Here is a 21,649-nt window from a genome sequence, read left to right on the forward strand (position 1 = left end):
CGGGTTCTTATGCCTTAGTTGTAAGTGTCTACCATGTCCCCGAACAAGTGTTCACTATGTCCCCGGACCGTACACTCCCACAGGGAGAGGGAGAAAAGCACGTTACGGCGCCGGATTCACCAGCATCTGCCCTACCGAGCCCCTGTCCATCATCTCCAGCGTCTGGCTGTGGAACAGGAACGGGAAATGCGGCCACGAAGGCTGACCGTAGTAGACGAGCAGTTCAACCTGGCCGTCCACCCACACGGTATCTTTCCAGCCGCGATCTTCCGGGAACGGCATCGCGCCATTAACGTTGCGGATCAGGAATGACACACCTTCAATATGGAACGACTGCGGCATGTCTGACCGGACCGTCCAGCGCTCCCAGGTGCCCTGCTGAGCGGTGATATCAATGCGATTTACATCCCACAGCGCGCCGTTGATGCCCGGATCGTCGCCCAGGCTGATATCACGGCTGCGCACCGGCGAGCCGCTCATGATCTCCTGCGGCAGCAGGCGCATCGGCAGGCTATCGGTGACCAGCGGCAGCAGGCCGGTTGGACGCAGAGTAAGCACCAGCGTGGAGACCAGAATGCTCGACGGCTCAAAGAACCCGCGAATACGGTCAACGATGCTCGCGGCTTCACCACAGGTGACGGAGACTTCGTCCCCGTTGGTCATATCCACCAGAATTTCACGACGTTCACCCGGCGCCAGCGCAAGCTGTTTAACGGAGACCGGCGCGGGTAAAAAGCCCTGGTCGCCGGAGATCACGTGCAGCGGGCGGCCATCACTCATCTGCAGCTGATAGCGACGCGAGTTAGAGGCGTTGAGCAGGCGCAGGCGCACCCAGCCGCGGGACACTTCCACGTACGGGCTCTGCGCGCCGTTAACCAGCAAGGTATCGCCGACAAAGCCACCGCTGCCCGGCTCGCTGTACTCCGGCGTGCCGAAGTTATCCAGACGTTTGTCCTGAATAATGACCGGGAAATCGTCCACGCCGTAGTGGTTCGGGATCGGCAGAGATTTACTGACCTCATCTTCCACCAGCCACATGCCGGCCAGACCGTTATAGACCTGCTGCGCCGTACGGTTAGGGGTATTGGCGTGATACCACAGGGTTGCCGCACTCTGGCGAATCGGCAGGACGGGCGCCCAGTCGGCGTTGGGGGACATCATTCGCGCCGCGCCGCCAATCAAAGGTCCAGGAACCTGTAAGCCGCTGATGGTCATGGCGACATTTTCAGCCGTACGGTTGCTGTAAATGAGCTTAACGTCATCGCCGTTCCACACGCGGATGGTCGGCCCGAGGTAGCGCCCGTTAATGCCCCACACCGGCGCGCGCGTGCCCTGGGTAAAGGACCAGTGGCTGCGCTGAAGCGTAAGGAAAAGCGGCTGCCCGCGACGGGATTCAATCAACGGCGGAATGGGCAGCGGCTGCTGCTGCCCGGCGGCGCTGGCTGTCAGCGGCATCGCACCCGCACAAAGGGCAATCCCCGAAGCCTGAATAAACTGACGCCGACTGAGTGACATATAAGCTCCATCTGAAACGACTAACAACGCGGGAATTCTTTTTCCCTTTAACGCCGAATTAAACCTTACCGGCGGCTTCTCTTTCTGCGACTTCTTTATCCAGCAGCGCAATATGCTGAGCCATGAGCTCGCGGCAGTGTGCTGCCAGTTCGCGCACCTGGTCTTTACCGTATTTGCTGGTATCGACGGGTGGCAGCATTTCGACAATCACCAGACCATTATTCAGGCGGTTAAGATTAATCTTATTAGAAGTATTGGAAACGCACACGGGAATAATTGGAACACCTGCCGCAATTGCGGCATGAAACGCGCCGGTTTTAAACGGCAGCAGGCCGCGCCCGCGGCTACGCGTCCCTTCCGGGAACATCCAGATTGAGATCCGGCGCTTTTTAAAATGATTCACCACTTCTGCAATCGTGCCGTGCGCTTTTGCACGGTTGTTACGGTCGATCAGCAGGTTACCGGTCAGCCAGTACAGCTGGCCAAAAAACGGGATCCACAGCAGGCTTTTTTTCCCCACCGTCACGGTCGGAGGCAGAACAATATTGGAGGCCGTCACCATATCGTAGTTGTTCTGATGGTTGGCGATATAGATGGCGTTACCGAAGTTCTCCGCTCCTTCAGGCAGGCGTTTTTCAACCTTCAGACCAAACAGCGGCGCAAGGCGACCGAACATATGGCCAAAGGTGGCAACATGCTTCGGATTACGCGGGCTGAACAGGCAGTAAATAGAGCCGAAAATACAGACCAGAATGCAGTAAATAACGGTAAGAATGAGACGAACAATGTATAGCATAGCGACCTCTGAAGCCCTGACAGCTGACAATTATACTTCACCTGTGGCCAGGTAAGGACTTTATTACGAGCGCGTATTGTTAATCGCAACGCACGAATTAACAACGATTTTACGGGAAATTTTATTGAAATACCCCCTCCGGACAGAGGGGGTGTCATGACATTACTCTTCGCTGTCGCCCGCGCTGCTGCGCGCAGGCGAATCAATCTCCACGCGGTCGATACGCTGCAGGCCGCGCATCAGCGAACCGCGGCGACCGCGCTCGCCCACCACTTTCTGCAGCTCTTCCGGGCGAAGCTTGATTTTACGCTTGCCGACGTGGATGGTCAGCGTGCTCTGCGGCGGCAGCAGGAAGAGGTGCGCCAGGCCATCTTCACCTTTCGCGGCTTCCGCCGACGGGATGTTGATGATCTTGTTGCCCTTACCTTTCGACAGCTCCGGCAGGTCGCTGACCGGGAACATCAGCATGCGTCCGGCAGAGGTGATCGCCAGCAGCATGTCGCTCTCGTTCTCAATCACCAGCGGTGTCATCACGCGGGCATTGTCCGGCAGGCTGATCAGCGCTTTACCGGCACGGTTACGCGACACGAGGTCGTTAAAGGTACAGATAAAGCCGTAGCCCGCATCGGACGCCATCAGCAGCTTCTGGTCGTCGGCCTCCATCAGCATGTGGTCAACCGTTGCGCCCGGCGGCAGCGTCAGCTTACCGGTGAGCGGTTCGCCCTGGCCGCGCGCGGAAGGCAGCGTGATCGGGTCGATAGCGTAGCTGCGGCCCGTGGAGTCGATAAACGCCACCGGCTGGTTGCTCTTGCCTTTCACCGCCGCTTTAAAGCTATCGCCCGCTTTGTAGCTCAGACCCGGCGCGTCGATATCGTGGCCTTTGGCGCTGCGCACCCAGCCGCTCTGCGACAGGACAATGGTCACCGGCTCGGACGGCTGCATGTCGTGCTCGTTCATCGCCTTCGCTTCTTCGCGCTCGTGCAGCGGAGAACGACGGTCGTCGCCGAAGGCATCGGCATCCGCCTGCAGCTCTTTCTTCAGCAGGGTGTTCATCTTGCGCTCGGAGGCGAGGATCGCCTGCAGCTGATCGCGCTCTTTTTCCAGCTCGCTTTGCTCGCCGCGGATCTTCATCTCCTCCAGCTTAGCGAGATGGCGCAGCTTCAGTTCGAGGATCGCTTCGGCCTGGGTTTCGCTGATGCCAAAGCGCGACATCAGCGCGGGCTTCGGCTCGTCCTCGGTACGGATGATCTCAATCACTTCATCGATATTGAGGAATGCCACCAGCAAACCTTCGAGGATATGCAGGCGCTTAAGCACTTTCTCCAGACGATGGTTCAGACGACGGCGCACCGTATCGCGGCGGAACGTCAGCCACTCGCTGAGGATCTCCAGCAGGTTTTTCACCGCCGGACGACCGTCCAGACCAATCATATTCAGGTTGATGCGGTAGCTTTTTTCCAGATCGGTAGTGGCGAACAGGTGGTTCATCACCTGCTCCATGTCCACGCGGTTAGAGCGCGGCACGATCACCAGACGAGTCGGGTTCTCGTGGTCGGATTCGTCGCGCAGATCGTCCACCATCGGCAGCTTTTTATTGCGCATCTGGGCGGCGATCTGCTCCAGCACTTTGGCACCGGAAACCTGGTGCGGCAGCGCGGTGATCACCACGGCGCCGTCCTCTTTATTCCACACCGCGCGCATGCGCACGGAGCCGCGACCGTTCTGGTAGATTTTGCGGATTTCTGCACGCGAGGTGATGATCTCGGCTTCGGTCGGGTAATCCGGCCCCTGCACGATATCCAGCAGCTCGTCCAGCGAGGTTTTTGGCTGCTCGATCAGGGTGATGGCGGCTTTCGCCACTTCACGCAGGTTGTGCGGCGGAATGTCCGTCGCCATGCCGACCGCAATACCGGTCGTGCCGTTCAGCAGGATGTTCGGCAGACGCGCAGGCAGCATCTTCGGCTCCTGCAGCGTACCGTCGAAGTTTGGCACCCAGTCAACGGTTCCCTGACCCAGCTCACCCAGCAGCACTTCGGCGTATTTGGACAGGCGGGATTCGGTATAACGCATCGCTGCGAAGGATTTCGGATCGTCCGGCGCACCCCAGTTCCCCTGCCCGTCCACCAGCGGATATCGGTAAGAGAACGGCTGGGCCATCAGCACCATCGCTTCATAGCAGGCGCTGTCGCCGTGCGGATGGTATTTACCCAGTACGTCACCCACAGTACGGGCGGATTTCTTGAACTTAGCGGTGGCGTTCAGCCCCAGTTCGGACATCGCATAGACGATGCGGCGCTGAACGGGCTTCAGGCCATCCCCGATAAACGGCAACGCCCTGTCCATGATGACGTACATGGAGTAGTTCAGGTAGGCGTTTTCCGTGAATTCATGTAGCGCGAGGCGCTCTGCCATATCGCTCATTACGTGTGATTCCTCAACTCAGAAACCGAAGGGTTTCAGGCAATATTGCCGCAGATACTACCTCATCTGACGAATTGAGTCACAAAGAAAAAGGGCCGCATAAGCGGCCCTTTTCGGGTTATTTGTTCAGCTTGATAACCTGCTTCACGTCGATTTCAAACTCGTTCCAGTCTTTGTCGACTTTACCCTGCAGCTCTACTTTATCCTGCGGGGTGACGGTCACGCCGTTCCAGCGCTTGTGGTCAATCTCAACCACCACCGTGCCGGACTCGTCGCGGAAGGTGTAGCGGTCATCGGACAGGCGCTCGGTAATGTTCCCGCGCAGCTTCACCCAGGCATCGTCCTTCAGATCTTTCACTTTAGCCGCGGTGGTGAGGTTGGCGTTGTTATCGACAAAACCGCCCTGCTGGGTTTGCGTCTGGGTCTGTGTCGCAGATGGGCCAGTAAAGCCGCCCTGTGCAGCAAAGACCGGCGCGGTGGTCATCATCATGATGGCAGCAATTGCAGCGAATTTTTTCATCTTCATCTCTCCCTTTAATGTCGTTTCGCAATCCATTAAACAGGGTAAACCTTAACAACTTCTTAAGGGGAAAATTTATTTATTTTTACTGTACAGCAGGCGCTTGCAGAGGGTTTACTGACGGCATCAAGGAGGGAACATGCGCATTTTACTGGTAGAAGACGACAGGTTAATCGGCGATGGCATCAAAGCGGGCTTAAGCAAACTGGGCTTTAGCGTGGACTGGTTTACCGACGGGAAAACCGGGCAGGCCGCGCTTGCCTCAGCGCCCTATGATGCCGTGGTGCTTGACCTGACCCTACCGGGAATTGACGGTCTGGAGATCCTGCGCGCCTGGCGCGAAAGCGGTAAGCGCGAGCCGGTACTGATCCTGACCGCGCGGGATGCCCTGAACCAGCGCGTTGAAGGGCTGCGCCTCGGTGCGGACGATTATCTCTGTAAGCCGTTCGCGCTGATAGAAGTGGCCGCCCGTCTGGAAGCACTGGTGCGCCGCAGCCACGGTCAGACCCGCAGCGAGCTGCGCCACGGCAAGGTGACGCTCGATCCGGCAAGCCTCGTCGCCACGCTGGAGGGCGAAACGCTGACGCTTAAACCCAAAGAGTTCGCCCTGCTGGAGCTGCTGATGCGCAACGCGGGCCGGGTGCTGCCGCGCAAGCTGATCGAGGAAAAGCTTTATACCTGGGACGATGACGTCTCCAGCAACGCCGTCGAAGTCCATGTCCATCATTTACGCCGCAAGCTCGGGAGCGAGTTTATCCGCACCGTGCACGGCATCGGCTACACCCTGGGTGACGCATGAAGCTGAGCCTGAAGCTGCGCCTGACGCTCCTCTTTTTAGCGCTGTCTCTGACGGCCTGGTTTGCCGCCAGCCTGGTGGCGTGGCAGCAGACCACCCACAAGCTCGATAAGCTGTTCGACACCCAGCAGATGCTGTTTGCCAAACGGCTGCTGACGATGGATCTGGACGAGATCCGCGCGCCGGAGCGCATGCGCGAAGTGCCGAAAAAGGCCAAACACGGGCATCTGGACGATGACGCGCTGGCCTTCGCTATTTACGCTTCAGACGGCACGATGATCCTTAACGACGGCGAAAACGGGCGCGATATCCCGTATCACTATCGTCGTGACGGCTTTGATGACGGACGGCTTCAGGATGACAACGATGAATGGCGCTTTTTATGGCTGACGTCGCCAGACGGAAAATACCGCGTGGTGGTCGGCCAGGAGTGGGAGTACCGGCAGGATATGGCGCTGGACGTGGTCAGCTCGCAGCTGACGCCGTGGCTGGTGGCGCTGCCGGTGATGCTGCTGTTGCTTATTGTCCTGCTGAGCCGGGAGCTGAAGCCCCTGAAAAAGCTGGCCCAGACCCTGCGTTCCCGCTCGCCGGACGCCACCGACGCCCTGCCCACTCAGGGCGTGCCGGCCGAAGTGCGCCCCCTGCTCGACTCGCTGAACCATCTTTTTACCCGTACCCAGGAGATGATGACCCGCGAGCGCCGCTTCACCTCCGACGCCGCCCACGAGTTGCGCAGCCCGCTGGCGGCGCTGAAGGTGCAAACCGACGTGGCGCAGCTTTCTCAGGACGATCCGCAGGCGCAGGAAAAAGCGCTGGCGCAGCTGCACGCGGGTATCGACCGCGCCTCCCGGCTGGTGGATCAGCTCCTCACCCTGTCGCGCCTGGACTCGCTGGACAGCCTGGACGGCGTAGAACAGATAGCGATGGCTGATCTGCTGCAGTCTGCGGTAATGGATATTTATCCTTCGGCACAGCAGGCGGGTATTGATATTCGCCTGCACATCAACGCGCCGGAGGTGACCCGCACGGGTCAGCAGCTGCTTCTGAGCCTGCTGGCGCGTAACCTGCTGGATAACGCCACCCGCTACAGCCCGCGCGGCAGCGTGGTAGACGTGACGCTGAACACCCGTAGCGTTACCGTGCGCGACAATGGCCCGGGCATTTCGCCCGATGCGCTGGCGCGTCTCGGCGAGCGCTTTTATCGTCCACCGGGTCAGGACGCCACGGGCAGCGGGCTGGGGCTATCCATTGTGAAACGCATTGCCGCGCTTCACGGCATGCGCGTCTCACTGGGCAATGCGCCAGAAGGCGGCTTTGAAGTGAAGGTTAACTGGTAAGGGATTATTGCATTTCGCGCAAAAGACTTTGCACATTTTGCTTATTTTTCCGCTCCGTCCTCGCGCGTAGAATACCCGGCATACTCTCATCACCGAGGACAAATAATGAGCAATATTCTGATTATCAACGGCGCGAAAGAGTTCGCGCACTCTAAAGGCCAGCTGAATGACACCCTGACCGAGGTCGCGGACGGTTTCCTGCGCGACGCCGGGCATGATGTTAAGGTCGTGCGCGCGGACAGCAACTATGACGTGAAGGCCGAAGTGCAGAACTTCCTGTGGGCCGATGTGGTTGTCTGGCAGATGCCGGGCTGGTGGATGGGCGCGCCGTGGACCGTGAAAAAGTACATGGACGACGTCTTCACCGAAGGTCACGGTTCGCTGTATGCCAGCGACGGACGCACCCGCTCAGACGCCTCTAAAAAATACGGCTCCGGCGGCCTGATTCAGGGCAAAAAATATATGCTCTCCCTGACCTGGAACGCCCCTCTGGAAGCCTTCACCGAAAAAGATCAGTTCTTCGAAGGCGTGGGCGTAGACGGCGCGTATCTGCCGTTCCACAAGGCGAACCAGTTCCTGGGAATGGATCCGCTGCCGACCTTTATCGTCAACGACGTGATTAAAATGCCTGACGTCCCGAGCTATATCGCAGAATATCGCAAGCATCTCGCGAAAATTTTTGCTTAACTGGTAGCCTGGAATTAAAGGAGTAGTAACCATGCTTACAGTAATCGCAGAAATCCGTACTCGTCCAGGTCAACATCACCGCCAGGCGGTGCTGGATCAGTTCGCGAAAATCATCCCAACCGTACTGAAAGAAGAAGGCTGCCACGGCTACGCGCCGATGGTGGACGCCGCTACCGACGCAAGCTTCCAGGCCACTGCGCCAGACTCCATTATCATGGTTGAGCAGTGGGAAACCGTCGCGCACCTTGAAGCACACCTGCAGACCGCGCACATGAAAGCGTGGAGCGATGCGGTGAAGGGTGACGTGCTGGAGACCCACATCCGTATTCTGGAGCAAGGGGTTTAAAACCTGCCTTCCCTCTCCTTACGGGGAGGGAATTCTCTCTGACCTGCTATGCTTATTCTGACTTCATGATTAACAGGAGGATGGAATGGGTCTTTTTAACTTCGTGAAAGAAGCAGGCGAAAAGCTATGGGATAACCTGACCGACCACAAAGGTCAGAGCGACAAAATCACCGAGCACCTCAAGAAACTCAACATTCCCGGTTCAGACAAAGTTCAGGTTAACGTTACCGACGGCAAGGCCAGCGTGACGGGTGACGGGCTGACCCAGGAGCAGAAAGAAAAAATCCAGGTCGCCGTCGGCAACATCGCCGGCGTCAGCGAGGTGGAGAACAACATCACCACGACCGATGCCAAAGATGAAGCCACCTACTACACGGTAAAATCCGGCGACACCCTGAGCGCTATCTCCAAAACCGTGTACGGCGATGCCAACCAGTACAATAAGATTTTTGAGGCTAACCGCCCGATGCTCTCCAGCCCGGATAAAATCTACCCCGGCCAGACGCTACGTATTCCTAAAGCGTGATCCGCGAGTCGGGGGTCGCCCCCCGACCGTTTTTACCAGTACAGTTTCCAGCTCTGCGTAAAGCGCACCAGCGCCTCCACGTAGAAGTAATCTCCCCAGCTCGCACACTCGTCCACCCCTTTGTGGCTCGCCAGGTGATAGACCGAGTGCTTCAGCAGGCCGGTGCCCTTCTCCTCTTTGCCCATCAGGTAGTGCTTCGTCAGTGACGACATAATGCCTTTGGCCCATTCCAGATAACGCTCCCGGTCCGGATCCGTCACGGGCAGGTGCTTCACCAGCTCCAGCAGCCCGCACACCGCAATCGCCGCCGAGGACGAATCGCGCAGCGCGTCGGTCCCCACCAGCGCCAGATCCCAGTGGCAGACGTAGTCTTCCGGGAGGCGATTGAGGAAGTAGTTCGCCAGCCGCTTCGACAGGGCGATCATCGTCTCGTCGCCGGTATAGATATAGCTCAGCAGGAAGCCGTAAATCCCCCACGCCTGCCCGCGCGACCAGCAGGAGTCATCGGCATAGCCCTGCTGGGTATTGCCGTAGCGCGGCGCGCCGGTTACCACGTCCATATAATAGGTGTGGAACGTGGAGGCATCGTCGCGGATGAGATAGTTTGCCGCCTGCATGACGTGCGCTTTTGCGGCGTCAGCAAAGCGCGGATCCCCCGTCTGCTCCGTCGCCCAGTAGAGCAGCGGCAGGTTCATGTTGCAGTCGATGATCATCCGTCCGGCCTGCTCCGGGTCTGAAAGATCGCCCCACGCCTGAATGATTTTCGCCTTCTCATGAAAGCGCTCCAGCAGGGCTTCAGCCGCCAGCAGGGAGAAACCGCGCGCCTCGCGGCTGCCGGTAAGTCTCCAGGCCGCCACGCAGGAGAGCGTGTACAGGAAGCCCAGATCGTGAGTGTTGGTGTCGCTGCGCCCGGCGATGCGCAGGCCGAAGGAGCGCACGTGTTTTTCCGCCATCGAGCGGAATTTCTCCTCGCCGCTCATCTCCCACGCCAGCCACAGCTGGCCGGTCCAGAAGCTGGTTGTCCACTCTACGTTGTCGGTCAGCGGGTAATAACCGTTCCGGCAGGTTTCCGCCGGGAACTGATCTCCGAATGCCGTTAAATGACGGCTTATCAGCTCGAGGACGTGGCTACGCGCAGAGATCAGTTCATCGCTAAACAGGCGCGAGTCTACGGGAGCAGGAATGGCAGACAGGCGTTCCTCTCTGATACGACTTAACATATTTCGGTTCCTTGTGGTCAGCGTGATGAAGGTTCTGCTACGTTCAGCGGGCGGGGGCCGCGCCATTTGCTCTGGCAGGCGGATAACGTAAAGGCAGAAATAAGGGTAAAGATCAGCGCCGTCGCCCCCATGATGATATAGGTCTGTTCAAAGCCGATGCGGTCATACATATATCCGGCAGGCGAGGAAACCACCACGTTCCCCACGTACAGCATCGCCTGATAGCCCAGTAAATACATGGTGGCGTTCACGCGCTTGTCGAAATGCTCCGCAATATATTTAAAGACCGACACCAGCAGCAGGCAAATTTCTATACCGTATAGCGGCTTGAGCACGGAAATTAACAGATGCGAGTCGCACATCCCGGAAATAATCAAACGCGCCCCGACGATCAGCCCGACAATTAATAGCCCGCGCCTGGCGCCAATAAAGTTAACGAACAGCGGGACAACCATATACATGACGAATTCTATGCCCGACTGCACGGTGCCGAGATAGCCAAACACCGCGTTGCCCTCATGAATATCGTCAAAGAAGGTGACGAAATAGCGCGAGAACTGCTGCTCGGCGATAAACATCATCCACGCCACGCCCGCCACGTACAGGCAAAAAGCCCAGAATTTACGGTTACGCAGCAGGGCATACACATCTGCGGGGGCGATTTTCTCTTTGGTCAGTACCGCATCGGCATGAACGGAGTTAGTGTTCACTTTCAGGCTGAGCAGGACAACCAGCATCACTATCGACGCCACGCTGCCCATAATGAAGTTATAGGTCGGTGAGAGGTTGAACAGCAGGCCGGAGAAGGACGATGCCACCGCCCAGCCGAGCGAGCCCCACATACGAATTTGCCCGAACTCCATGCCGTTTAAGCGGCTGAAGCGGTCGGAATAGGATTCACACGCCGCCACGCCCGCATACCAGGCAAAGCTTAAATAGAGCGCGCCGATAATAATCCCCAGCAAGGTGCTGGACATTAACAGCGGCTGATAGACGTAAATAAAAAACGGCGCCATCAGGGCCGACATGGCGACCACAAAATAGAGCAGATATTTGCTCATGCCGATTTTATCGAGAATATAGCCGTAGATGGGTTTGAGAATAACGGAAAATATTCCGTTCACCGCGAACACGGTTCCAATTACCGTCCCGCTGAGATTCGCTTTTTGACCCAGCCAGATCGCCAGCAGGCCAATACTCGCAGACCAGGTAAAGAAATAGAGAAAAATAAAGCTGCTGATTTTGTAATATTCGGTTCTGTTGGTTGTCGATGTATTTTTCATACCATCCTCGCCAAGGTGTAGGGTCAGAATTTTTATAACGTGAACGACAGCAGACGTTCGCCTCCAGGGTCGCGGATTACGACCCGGTTATGGTTCATATCCAGCTGCGGCGCGGCCGCAACGTTCTGTTTTTCACTGGCAATGACGGCGCAGCAGAGCCAGCGCTCTCCCGGATGGAGATCGGTTTTTAAAAGCGGAATGGAGGCGCACTCCGGGAACATGATGCTGCTGTTCGGCGGCGTGACGATGCTGTCCGGGGTGCGTTCAATGAAAGGCGACAGATCGACAATCGCACTGCTGCCGTTCTCTGCCGCCAGATAACTGCCGCGCGCGCGGATTTGGTGCTCCGTTTTCATCACGGCGAAACCGCCCTCCGCCGTTTGCAGCGTGCGCGCGCTGTTGATGCGGTGCAGGCGCAAATGCCACTCGCCAAACGGGATTTGCCAGGTCTCGATGTGCACGTCGTGCCACGGCGACCAGCGTGAATAGATGTAGTTTTCATCCACCCGCACCGCGTCGCACTCGCGACGGCCGCGGAAATAGTTATCCCCGTCCGCCAGCAGCAGCATGGAATCACAGGCCGCATGCTTCAGGCCAAAGCGCCCGCGCTCAATGGTGAAGCCAAAGCGGCTGGAGTAGGCAAATTTGGTGTATTTCGCTTCGGTGTTGACGTAGTTGTTCAGCTCCAGCTGACCGGCGGTGAGCATGGTGACGTGCTGAGAGTTCGTCGAATGCATCAGGATCTGCTGCGCGCGCGGGATGACGTGCTTCTCCGCCAGCGCGGGCAGCGGCTGTTCTTCTGCCTGCCAGAACGGATGCGTCTCCGGCAGCGCCAGAATCAGGTAGCTTTTTAGCGCCCAGTAGGGCGAGCCGGGAGAGTTATAGTCCTCACACATGGCGAGGTTCGGACAGGCAAAACCGAGGGTCAGAATGCCGTCCCGGTCGGTAATTGTCCGCTGCTGCCACCAGCGGAGATGGCGCAGGATAATGCCCTTCACAATACCCGGCGTGAACACGTCAAGTTCAGAGAAGGCAACCGCGCTCCAGAAGGCGACCATCGCAAAGCGGTAGGTCAGGCTGCGGCCAAACGGTACCGACGCGCCGTCCGCGGCGGACCAGTAGATAAAGTCCTCCGCAAACAGACGCGAGCGCTCGCGCAGCACTTCTGCCCTCGCCTCGTCGCCGCTTAAAGTGGCGTAAATCAGGCCGTAGAAGTGGAACGCCATGGAGATGTAATAATCTTTCGGGCGACCCGCGCCGTCGGAATACCAGCCGTCACCCAGGTAATAGGCCTCCATCAGCGCAAACCGATGGTCGATGGCGGCCTGATCGTACGGCAGCCCGGCGCGTTTGAAGCCCAGCTGGACCATAATGGCAAAGTAGTTCCAGTTGCTGTCGGGCATCTGCGCGTCGGCAATCTGATTCAGCCACGCGTGCAGGTTCATCACCTCGCGCTCGCTGAAGCAATCGGTGAGTTTATTCCCCAGCAGGGAAAGCCCCAGACCGTAGGATGCCATCTCGACCAGACGCTGATCGTACGGAGCGGTTTCGCCCCAGTAGCTCGGACTTTGCGGATCGGTGCCGATCCTGATGGCCTGCATGTACTTCTCGCTAAATGGCGAAGCATCGCCCGAAGCCAACAGCGGAAACAGCCCCCATAGCGCGCGGGAGAGCCCCTCCATCTGCGCGATATCCGTCGCGTAGTGCGCGCAGGTATCACCCAGCGAGAACCGCGAATGATTTACCGGAAACTGCTTATCCAGCGCGCCAAGTAGGGTATTCAGAGACGCCACAACGTCCTGGCGTGAAGACAACAGATTTGATTTTTCTTCGCTTTCCGCCCGCATAGTTCCACCCTCGTCATCAACTGCGGCCAAGCATAGTGAATGCGTAAGGTGGAGAAATGTTAGCCACGTCACAGGTGAGAACGTTCGATAAACCTGCGGTTGATAAAATTTAAAAAGGTGGTTTATAAATCTCTTCTGACGGGGAAAAGTTGAGTTTTATTGCACTATGCATGACGCGCCCATAACCGATCGTCTTGAGCTCATTACCTTAAACGACACCGTAGCGTCGTTCAGCCGCCTGTTTGCTAACACGGTGCGTTACCACCACTGGCATCAGTGTCTTGAAATTCTCTATGTGGAAGAAGGGTTTGGCGTCGCGATTGTCGATAACCGTCACTACACCATGCGCCCCGGACGCCTGTTTTTCTTTCCGCCGTTCACCCTGCATAAAGTCAGGGTGGACGAACAGGCGGAAGCGATTTACCGGCGCACGATTATTCACCTCGACCACCATGCGGTGCTGAAGTGCCTGCGTGATTTTCCGCACACGCAGCAGCGGCTTGAGAAACTCTCGCGTCGCGGCTCAGAGGCGTGGGTGGTTGACCTTGCACACTGCCACAGCCATGTCGATCATCTGTTCAGCTGTTATCCGCCGCCGATGAGCAGCGAAAGCATCGCCGGGCTGCTGATTAGCCTGTTTGCTATGTTGCCTGACGATCGTACCGGCGCACCGGGCAGCAGCTCGGGGATCGCCAGCCAGGTGATGTTCTGGCTGGACGAGCATTATCAGGAGAAATTCCGCCTCGACGCGCTGGCAGCGGAACTGGGCAGATCGCGCAGCTACGTGTCGCGAAAATTTCATGTGGAGACGGGGGAGAAAATCCACCACTACCTGAACACGCTCCGCCTGCGTAAGGCGTGCGAATGCCTGCTGCACAGCGATGCGAGCGTGCGGGAGATTGCCGTGCGGGTGGGATTTTCTGACGTGACCTGGTTTATCAGCGCGTTTAAGAAGGGGATTGGTGAGACGCCGCTGCAGTACCGGAAGAACCATCGTGCGGTATGACACCCTCACCCGCCCCTCTCCCGCGGGAAGAGGGAGACAATCAACTGCTTTTCTTGCCCGGCTTTAGCCCACGGTGAAGCTCGTTGATGCGCTTCATCGACTTGATGGTGCGCTGCGGCTCGGTGGAGGCGACGGATAAAACAATCATCTCCAGGCACAGCAGCACCGTGCCGTGGAGCGGGATTTTGCCCTTCTCGCCGCCGCGCGGAACGTGGATCACCACGCTGGCCTCTTTGCTGAATCGCGAGTCGGTGGCATTGGTGAGCAAAATGGTGGGGATCCCCAGCCGTTTCGCTTCGCGCAGCGTGGTCTGCCCTTCCCGATGCGCGGATTTTTGCGCCATCATGATCAGCACATCCCCGCGCTGGAGACCTATCAGCTGCTCGGCCAGCCCTATTCCGGTGCGGTTAAGCGGCGTGGCGGGTAGCCCCATCCGGCTGAACAGCCTGGCGGTGTAGTCGGCCAGAATGCCGGACGCGCCAATCCCAAATATGGCAACCTGCCTCGCCTGCGCCAGCAGCGAGACCGCCTGCGCCATCGCGAAGCGGTTGTGGGGTTCAGACAATACTTCACACGTATGCTGATGCCCCTCCAGCACGAAATCAATGCTCGCATTGACGTCGCTGGTCAGCGTATTCACCGTGGTGGAGATCTTTTCGCTGGAGGTCACGACCGGGCCAAACCACTGCTCCAGCGTCTGCTTGAGATCGCGCAGCCCGGCGAAACCCAGCGCCTGGATGGCGCGAACGACGGTGGCGTCCGACGTTTTCAGCAGCGTCGCGATCTCCATTGCCGTCTGCTCCATCACCGCTTCACGATTTTCATTGATATAGCGCGCCACCTGCAGCAGGCGCGGCGTGAGCTGGTGCGACCGGGAGCGGAGGCGGTCGCCGAAGAGATCAACTTTACGGCTCATCGTGACGCCTCCGGCAGCGGACGTCCGGCAATCTGCGACTGGACCTGCGCGGCCATCAGCCCTAACGAGGCGAACGAGTTCGAGATGGCCTCTTCACGCGAGATCAGCACGTAATGTCCGGTCCGACAGGCATTCAGGAACTGACACCAGCCTGGCATCACCGCATCCATCGCCGCCAGCTCATCCTGCGGTTTGCCGCCCGTATCCCCGCGCCAGGTGGCGAAAACGAAATCCGCATCCAGCTCCGGCAGCCGCTCGGCGCTGACGTCAATGCGTCCCCCTTCCGGGATGGACTCAATCAGCGGCGGGAAGGTGAACCCGGCATCACGCAGCACGCGGCCCAGCGAGTGATAGCTGTGCATGGCGTTGATTTTCCCCTGATTGGCCTGTATCACCGACACGCTCACTTTGCGGGTATCAATAGTCGCTTTCAGCGCCTTAATTTGCTCCTGATAGCGCCGCTCCAGAACCTTGAGCCGCGCCTGCGTGCCCGTCAGCTGCGCCAGCTTGCGGTAGATCTCCGGCGCGCCGCCGTCGAGATGATCGATACTCACCGTCGGGGCAATTTTCTCCAGCTGTTCCACCGGGGTATTGCGCGTCGGCTCGGTAACGATCAGGTCAGGCTTTGCGGCGGCGATGGCTTCAATGTCGATATCCGCAGTGCCGATAAACTTGATGTCGGAATTATCGAAGTCGACGCCGGTCAACATGCCGCTGGAGCGCAGAAAATGGCTGCCGTCCGGCCGGGTGCGGCCATGGCTCGCCACCGGCGGTACGCCAAGCTCAATCAGCGGAATAGTAATGTCCAGGTCGTGTAGCGAGACGATCCGTTTCGGATGCACCGGCACCGCCACCTTACGGTTCAGATCGTCAGTAAACGTCTGCGTCGGCTCGGTCGCGCTCGCCGCAAACCCCACCAGCAACAGCAATGAAAACAGTATGCGCATGTTAATCCCCTAAAATCTGTCCCGACGCTGCCAGAGCAGCAGCAGGAAAAACGGTCCGCCAATCAGTGAAATCACAATTCCCGCCGGCAGCTGCAGCGGGAGGAATGCCAGCCGCCCGACGTTATCCGCCAGTAGCACCAGCAGCGCCCCCAGCACGGCGCTACCCGTCAGGAGCGCCGTTTGCCCGCCGCGGAGCAGCAGGCGCGCCATGTGCGGCGCAATCAGCCCGACAAAACCAATGCTGCCCACGCAGGAGACGCAGGCCGCCGTCAGCACTACCGGGGCGAGAACCCTTAGAAGCGCCAGCCGGTTTGTGCGCACGCCAAGGCCCGCTGCGGTGTGGTTACCAAGCAGTGCCACGTCCGCAGCGCGGGCGGTAAACAGCAGCAGCGCAAACGCCGGAAGCGCCCAGGCAGCGGCAATGCAGACCAGCGTCCAGTTTGCCGCGTGGAGGCTGCCCGCCAGCCACAGCATCGCCGTCTGCACGTCGCGCACGTCCGCCGTGGTCATAAAGACGCCCATTGCGGCGGCAAAGACCCACGACACGCCGATGCCGATCAGGATGAATCGCGGACGTGAGATATCGCGCGCCAGGACCACCACCAGCAGCGCGGTGAGCAGCCCCCCGGCCATGCCAACCAGCGGCCGCCAGGCCAGGCCCAGCGCCGGGAACTGAAATATCAGCAGCAGTACCGCCGCGCTACAGCCCTCTTTCACCCCGATAAGCCCCGGATCGGCCAGGCCATTGCGGGTAATGGACTGCATTGCCGCCCCCGCCATGCCGAGCATCCCACCGCACAGCGCCGCCATCAGCAGGCGCGGCAGGCGGATATCCATCACGATGTAGCGCGTCTCTGACGTCAGGGTTTCTGGATAAAACAGCGCGCGCCCGATGGCGGAAGTGGGGATGGGCAGAGAGCCGTGCGTCAGGCCAAACCCCGTCAGCAGGCAGGCGGCCAGCGTCAGGATGACCAGACATACCAGCGCCTTTGGGCGGACCAGCGCCGAGAAGGTGCCAACGCGTAGCGCACGCAGTCCGGCGCGGTTCATTTAAACATCCTCGAGGCCATGAAGATAAAGACCGGGGCGCCAACCAGCGCGGTCATGATGCCGGTTGCCAGCTCCCAGGGCGAAAACAGCGTGCGGGCAGCGATATCCGCCAGCAGCAGAACCAGCGCCCCGCACAGGGCGGACAGCGGCACCATCACGCGCAGATCGACCGACACCAGACGGCGAACGAGCTGAGGCACCACAAGGCCGATAAAGCCGATCGGCCCGGCGAGGGAGACCGCCGCACCGCAGAGCAGCGCGATGGCCATCAGGGCAAGCAGCCGCGTTTTCAGCAGCGATACGCCAAGCCCCTGCGCCATTCTGTCGCCCAGCGCCAGCATGTTGAGCGAGGGCGACAGCCAGAGCGCCAGCACAAAGCCCACGCCAGCCACCCACAGGGCAGCGGCAATCGTTTCACCGCTGACCCCCGCTAAATCCCCCGCCAGCCAGGTGCGCATGGCGAGCAGCGTCTGTTCATCGAGGATGAGCACCGTGGCGGTAATCGACGAGGCAAACGCCGACATCGCCACGCCGCACAGCGTGACCTTCATCGGCGTAAGCCCGGTGCGTCCGGACGAGGAGAACGTGAGCACCAGCAGAAACAGCGCCGCGGCTCCGGCGGCGGCAATCAGCGGGCGCCCAAACGGCAGCGTCATCCCCAGCGCGCTCGTCAGCACCACAGCCAGCGCCGCCCCGGCGTTGAGCCCCAGAATATGCGGTTCGCCGAGCGGGTTGCGGATCGTGGATTGCAGCAGCACGCCCGCCACGCCGAGCGCGGCCCCCGTCACCATCGCGGCGCAGAGACGCAGCAGTCTGAGCTTGATGATGATGTTATGGTCGAAATTGCGCGGATCGAAGTGGAGGATGGCCTCCACCACCGTTTGCGGGGCGATAAAGCGGGCGCCGATCCCCAGATGGGCAATCGCGCCCGTTGCAAGCAGCAGGGCGAACATCAGGAAAGCCAGAGAGGTGCGCATCATGGCTGTTTTGCGACCTGGCGAAACGGCATAAAGAACGGTTTACCGGTCAGCGGATTGATGGACATATGCACGTCGACATCAAACACCGCTTTAATCAGCTCCGGCGTGCAGGCGTCCCCTTCATGCAGTACGCCCTCGACTTTTCCCTGGCGTAAAAAGACCAGCGAATCGCCGTAGCTCACGGCAAAGTTGAGATCGTGCAGCACCACCACCACGGTACGTCCGTGCTCGCGCGTCAGCGTATGCAGCAGTTCGAGGATCTCCACCTGATAGCGGAGATCGAGGAACGTGGTGGGTTCATCCAACAGGATATAGGGCGTTTGCTGCGCCAGCGCCATGGCGATCCAGCAGCGCTGACGCTGGCCGCCGGACAGGCTTTCGACGGGCATGTGGGCAAACTCGGCCGTGCCGGTCAGGCGCAGGGCCTCCTCCACCGCCTGCTCGTCCTCGTCGCTCCACTGGCGCATAACGTTCTGCCAGGGAAAACGCCCGCGCGAGACCAGCTCAAAGACGGTTAACCCTTCCGGCAGCAGCGGAGACTGCGGCAGGATGCCAAGCTGGCGGGCGACGGCTTTCGTCGGCTGCGCGTGGATCGCCTTGCCGTCGAGAACCGCCGCGCCGCCAAGCGGCTGAAGCAAACGCGCGATGGTACTCAGCAGCGTGGATTTTCCGCAGCCGTTCGCCCCCACCAGAACGGTGATTTTCTGCTGGGGGATCGCAAGGGAAATATCATCAACGATGATTTTTTTCTGATAACCGGCAGAAAGATTCTCCAGAACCAGACCCGGTTTTGTCGTGTTGTGAGCCACGTGCATGCCAACGTAATAAAAAAGGGAAACAAATATAAATAAAAATCATTCTCTTTTGAGAGTTTGAGGCCGCGCCATGTAGTAGTCAAGGGAAGAAACACCCTGAAAAAACCAGGGATAACGGTGCGTTACTACACTGACCAATAAAACAATAAAGACTTAATTTTCAATTTATTAAATGATTACTCCTGTGCTTTTCCGTTACGTTTCAGAGATGTAGCCGATTTTTAGCTTTTTTCATTTACTACTACATTTGCGCATGATTGAATGATTCTCAATTACATGTTCGATGCCTGTTCTGGCTAACGAGCAGACCATAAAGGGCAATGACTCACAGGTTCTTCCGTGAAGGTGCTTCACGGATATTTTGGGATAACAGTTGTAATGGCTACGTTCACACCTTCACTCTCTGGGATAAAAGGGCGCGCGCTCTTTTCACTGCTGTTTATGGCGCCGCTGTCGCAGGCAGCAGACACCACGGCTAAAGACGGCGAAACGCTTACCGTCACCGCCGATCCAAATGCTACGGCGGAGGCCACCAACGGCTACCAGCCGCTGAATACCTCCACCGCCACGCTGACCAACATGCCGATGCTGGATATCCCGCAGGTGGTGAATACCGTCAGCGATAAGGTGCTGGCGGATCAGCACGCCACCACGCTCGATGAAGCGCTCTATAACGTCAGCAACGTGGTGCAGACCAACACCCTGGGCGGTACGCAGGATGCCTTCGTACGCCGCGGGTTTGGCGCAAACCGCGACGGCTCGATCATGACCAACGGCCTGCGCACCGTGTTGCCACGCAGCTTTAACGCCGCAACCGAACGCGTAGAGGTGCTGAAAGGCCCGGCCTCAACGCTGTACGGCATTCTCGATCCGGGCGGCCTGATTAACGTCGTCACGAAGCGCCCGGAGAAAATCTTCGGTGGCTCGATTTCTGCCACCTCTTCCAGCTTTGGCGGCGGCACCGGACAGATCGATGTCACCGGTCCGATTGAGGGCACGCACCTGGCGTATCGCCTCACGGGCGAGTATCAGGACGAGGATTACTGGCGCAACTTCGGCAACGAACGCAGCACGTTTATCGCCCCGTCGCTGACCTGGTTCGGCGACGATGCCACCGTGACCGTGCTCTATTCGCATCGCGACTATAAGACGCCGTTCGATCGCGGAACGATCTTCGATCTCAACACTAAAAAGGCCGTCGACGTCGATCGCAAAACCCGCTTTGACGAGCCGTTTAACGTGACCGACGGGCAGTCCGATCTCGCTCAGCTTAACGCGGAGTATCGCCTCAACAGCCAGTGGACCGCGAAGTTCGACTACAGCTACAGCCAGGATAAGTACAGCGATAATCAGGCGCGCGTGATGGCCTACGATTCAAAAACCGGCACCCTGACCCGCCGGGTGGATGCAACCCAGGGCTCGACCCAGCGCATGCACAGCACCCGTGCGGATCTGCAGGGCAACGTGGATATCGCGGGCTTTTATAATGAGATCCTCACCGGCGTGTCGTATGAAAATTACGATCTGCTGCGCACGGACATGATGCGCTGTAAGAACGTCAAAGGTTTCAATATCTATAATCCGGTTTATGGCAAACTCGACGAGTGTACAACCGTCTCCGCCGCTGACAGCGACCAGACGCTCAAGCAGGAGAGCTACTCGGCCTACGCCCAGGATGCCCTGTACCTGACGGATAAATGGATCGCCGTCGCCGGGTTGCGCTACCAGTATTACACCCAGTACGCGGGCAAAGGTCGTCCGTTTAACGTCAATACCGACAGCCGCGACGAGCAGTGGACGCCGAAGCTGGGGCTGCTTTACAAACTGACGCCCGCAGTCTCGCTGTTTGCCAACTATTCGCAGACGTTTATGCCGCAGTCATCCATTGCGAGCTACATTGGCGACCTGCCGCCGGAAACCTCAAACGCGTACGAAGTAGGCGCAAAGTTCGATCTGTTCGACGGCATAACCGCCAATATCGCGCTGTTTGATATTCACAAGCGCAACGTGCTGTACACCGAAAGCATCGGGGGCGAAACCATCGCCAAAACCGCGGGCCGCGTGCGCTCTCAGGGCGTGGAGGTGGATCTTGCCGGGTCACTGACCGAGAACACTAACATTATCGCCAGCTACGGCTATACCGACGCGAAGGTGCTGGAGGACCCGGATTACGCGGGTAAACCGCTGCCGAACGTGCCGCGCCACACCGGCTCCCTGTTCCTGACGTACGACATTCATAATGCGTTTGCCGGAAATACCCTGACGCTCGGCGGCGGCGGGCACGGCGTTAGCCGTCGCTCGGCAACCAACGGTGCGGATTATTATCTGCCGGGCTATTTCGTGGCGGATGCGTTTGCGGCGTATAAGATGAAGCTGCAGTATCCGGTGACGCTGCAGGTGAACGTGAAAAATCTGTTTGATAAGACCTACTACACGTCGTCGATTGCGACCAACAACCTGGGCAACCAGATTGGCGACCCGCGCGAAGTGCAGTTTACGGTGAAGATGGAGTTTTGATGTAAAAAAGCCCGGTGGCGCTAATGCTTACCGGGCCTACGATCCATTACCTCTCCCTGTGGGCTGAGGGTTCCCCAGAAAAATGAAAAGCACGATGAAGTGTGATCTACTGGTTGCGCTAACA

Annotated in this window: 19 protein-coding genes; 7 read left to right on the top strand and 12 right to left on the bottom strand. The window is 58.7% G+C overall.

The genetic code is table 11. The features are described 5' to 3' along the window. Positions 1 to 102: 102 nt before the first annotated feature. From ftsP to IM299_RS22465, 4 genes are all read right to left on the bottom strand, one after another. A complete protein-coding gene (ftsP, locus tag IM299_RS22450) occupies positions 103 to 1,515 on the bottom strand; it encodes a cell division protein FtsP (protein WP_028014423.1) in 1,413 nt (470 codons plus the stop codon). Between the two features lie 58 nt (positions 1,516 to 1,573). Then, positions 1,574 to 2,311 (bottom strand): 1-acylglycerol-3-phosphate O-acyltransferase, encoded by a 738-nt coding sequence (gene plsC / locus IM299_RS22455; protein WP_028014424.1) that lies wholly within the window; start codon positions 2,309 to 2,311, stop codon positions 1,574 to 1,576. A 162-nt stretch (positions 2,312 to 2,473) separates the two neighbouring features. Further along, the gene (gene parC / locus IM299_RS22460; RefSeq protein WP_041908127.1) at positions 2,474 to 4,732 is read right to left on the bottom strand and encodes a DNA topoisomerase IV subunit A; all 2,259 of its coding nucleotides are present in this window, start codon (positions 4,730 to 4,732) and stop codon (positions 2,474 to 2,476) included. Positions 4,733 to 4,850: 118 nt separating this feature from the next. Continuing rightward, positions 4,851 to 5,252: a YgiW/YdeI family stress tolerance OB fold protein gene (locus IM299_RS22465; protein ID WP_023309189.1), complete on the bottom strand. Its 402-nt coding sequence runs from the start codon at positions 5,250 to 5,252 to the stop codon at positions 4,851 to 4,853. Between the two features lie 139 nt (positions 5,253 to 5,391). On the opposite strand from IM299_RS22465, the gene qseB reads away from it, so the two are divergent. The 5 genes from qseB to lysM all read left to right on the top strand — a co-directional run bounded on the left by qseB (position 5,392) and on the right by lysM (position 8,944). Then, positions 5,392 to 6,051: a quorum sensing response regulator transcription factor QseB gene (gene qseB / locus IM299_RS22470; RefSeq protein WP_045631558.1), complete on the top strand. Its 660-nt coding sequence runs from the start codon at positions 5,392 to 5,394 to the stop codon at positions 6,049 to 6,051. Then, positions 6,048 to 7,385, top strand: a complete 1,338-nt coding sequence (gene qseC / locus IM299_RS22475) for a quorum sensing histidine kinase QseC (protein ID WP_041908123.1) — start codon at positions 6,048 to 6,050, stop codon at positions 7,383 to 7,385. The genes qseB and qseC overlap by 4 nt, the downstream gene beginning before the upstream one ends. A gap of 105 nt (positions 7,386 to 7,490) precedes the next feature. Continuing rightward, a complete protein-coding gene (locus IM299_RS22480) occupies positions 7,491 to 8,072 on the top strand; it encodes an NAD(P)H-dependent oxidoreductase (protein ID WP_041908121.1) in 582 nt (193 codons plus the stop codon). A 31-nt stretch (positions 8,073 to 8,103) separates the two neighbouring features. After that, the gene (locus IM299_RS22485) at positions 8,104 to 8,418 is read left to right on the top strand and encodes a putative quinol monooxygenase (protein ID WP_008502984.1); all 315 of its coding nucleotides are present in this window, start codon (positions 8,104 to 8,106) and stop codon (positions 8,416 to 8,418) included. An 85-nt stretch (positions 8,419 to 8,503) separates the two neighbouring features. Next, positions 8,504 to 8,944 (top strand): peptidoglycan-binding protein LysM, encoded by a 441-nt coding sequence (gene lysM / locus IM299_RS22490; RefSeq protein ID WP_028014428.1) that lies wholly within the window; start codon positions 8,504 to 8,506, stop codon positions 8,942 to 8,944. A 32-nt stretch (positions 8,945 to 8,976) separates the two neighbouring features. Here lysM and IM299_RS22495 read toward each other — a convergent pair whose 3' ends face one another. Genes IM299_RS22495 through IM299_RS22505 form a run of 3 tightly spaced genes read right to left on the bottom strand, consistent with a single transcriptional unit; the run spans position 8,977 to position 13,294 of the window. Next, positions 8,977 to 10,164, bottom strand: a complete 1,188-nt coding sequence (locus tag IM299_RS22495; RefSeq protein WP_193358118.1) for a glycoside hydrolase family 88 protein — start codon at positions 10,162 to 10,164, stop codon at positions 8,977 to 8,979. Positions 10,165 to 10,181: 17 nt separating this feature from the next. Next, the gene (locus tag IM299_RS22500; RefSeq protein WP_045631561.1) at positions 10,182 to 11,447 is read right to left on the bottom strand and encodes an oligosaccharide MFS transporter; all 1,266 of its coding nucleotides are present in this window, start codon (positions 11,445 to 11,447) and stop codon (positions 10,182 to 10,184) included. 32 nt (positions 11,448 to 11,479) lie between these two features. Continuing rightward, positions 11,480 to 13,294 carry a DUF2264 domain-containing protein gene (locus IM299_RS22505; RefSeq protein WP_193358119.1) on the bottom strand — a complete coding sequence of 605 codons (1,815 nt, stop codon included), beginning with the start codon at positions 13,292 to 13,294 and terminating at the stop codon, positions 11,480 to 11,482. A gap of 166 nt (positions 13,295 to 13,460) precedes the next feature. Here IM299_RS22505 and IM299_RS22510 point away from each other — a divergent pair, with 166 nt between their 5' ends. Then, complete coding sequence (locus tag IM299_RS22510) at positions 13,461 to 14,300, top strand: AraC family transcriptional regulator (RefSeq protein ID WP_047364594.1); 840 nt, start codon at positions 13,461 to 13,463, stop codon at positions 14,298 to 14,300. A gap of 40 nt (positions 14,301 to 14,340) precedes the next feature. Here the strand turns inward: IM299_RS22510 and IM299_RS22515 are convergent, their stop codons facing one another. Genes IM299_RS22515 through IM299_RS22535 form a run of 5 tightly spaced genes read right to left on the bottom strand, consistent with a single transcriptional unit; the run spans position 14,341 to position 19,002 of the window. Continuing rightward, a complete protein-coding gene (locus IM299_RS22515; RefSeq protein ID WP_028014433.1) occupies positions 14,341 to 15,216 on the bottom strand; it encodes a MurR/RpiR family transcriptional regulator in 876 nt (291 codons plus the stop codon). Continuing rightward, positions 15,213 to 16,163: an iron-siderophore ABC transporter substrate-binding protein gene (locus IM299_RS22520; protein WP_193358120.1), complete on the bottom strand. Its 951-nt coding sequence runs from the start codon at positions 16,161 to 16,163 to the stop codon at positions 15,213 to 15,215. Before IM299_RS22520 ends, IM299_RS22515 begins: the two co-directional genes overlap by 4 nt. Before the next feature lie 9 nt (positions 16,164 to 16,172). Further along, positions 16,173 to 17,213: an iron ABC transporter permease gene (locus IM299_RS22525; RefSeq protein ID WP_047364595.1), complete on the bottom strand. Its 1,041-nt coding sequence runs from the start codon at positions 17,211 to 17,213 to the stop codon at positions 16,173 to 16,175. Then, the gene (locus IM299_RS22530; RefSeq protein ID WP_048957255.1) at positions 17,210 to 18,193 is read right to left on the bottom strand and encodes an iron ABC transporter permease; all 984 of its coding nucleotides are present in this window, start codon (positions 18,191 to 18,193) and stop codon (positions 17,210 to 17,212) included. Before IM299_RS22530 ends, IM299_RS22525 begins: the two co-directional genes overlap by 4 nt. Then, positions 18,190 to 19,002, bottom strand: a complete 813-nt coding sequence (locus tag IM299_RS22535; protein ID WP_028014437.1) for an ABC transporter ATP-binding protein — start codon at positions 19,000 to 19,002, stop codon at positions 18,190 to 18,192. The genes IM299_RS22530 and IM299_RS22535 overlap by 4 nt, the downstream gene beginning before the upstream one ends. A 384-nt stretch (positions 19,003 to 19,386) precedes the next feature. Between IM299_RS22535 and IM299_RS22540 the strand changes: the two genes are divergently transcribed. After that, a complete protein-coding gene (locus tag IM299_RS22540; RefSeq protein WP_048957254.1) occupies positions 19,387 to 21,525 on the top strand; it encodes a TonB-dependent siderophore receptor in 2,139 nt (712 codons plus the stop codon). The last annotated feature ends 124 nt before the right edge of the window (positions 21,526 to 21,649 follow it).

This window comes from Enterobacter cloacae complex sp. P47BA (assembly GCF_014930485.1).
GTDB classification, from domain to species: Bacteria; Pseudomonadota; Gammaproteobacteria; order Enterobacterales; family Enterobacteriaceae; genus Enterobacter; species Enterobacter bugandensis.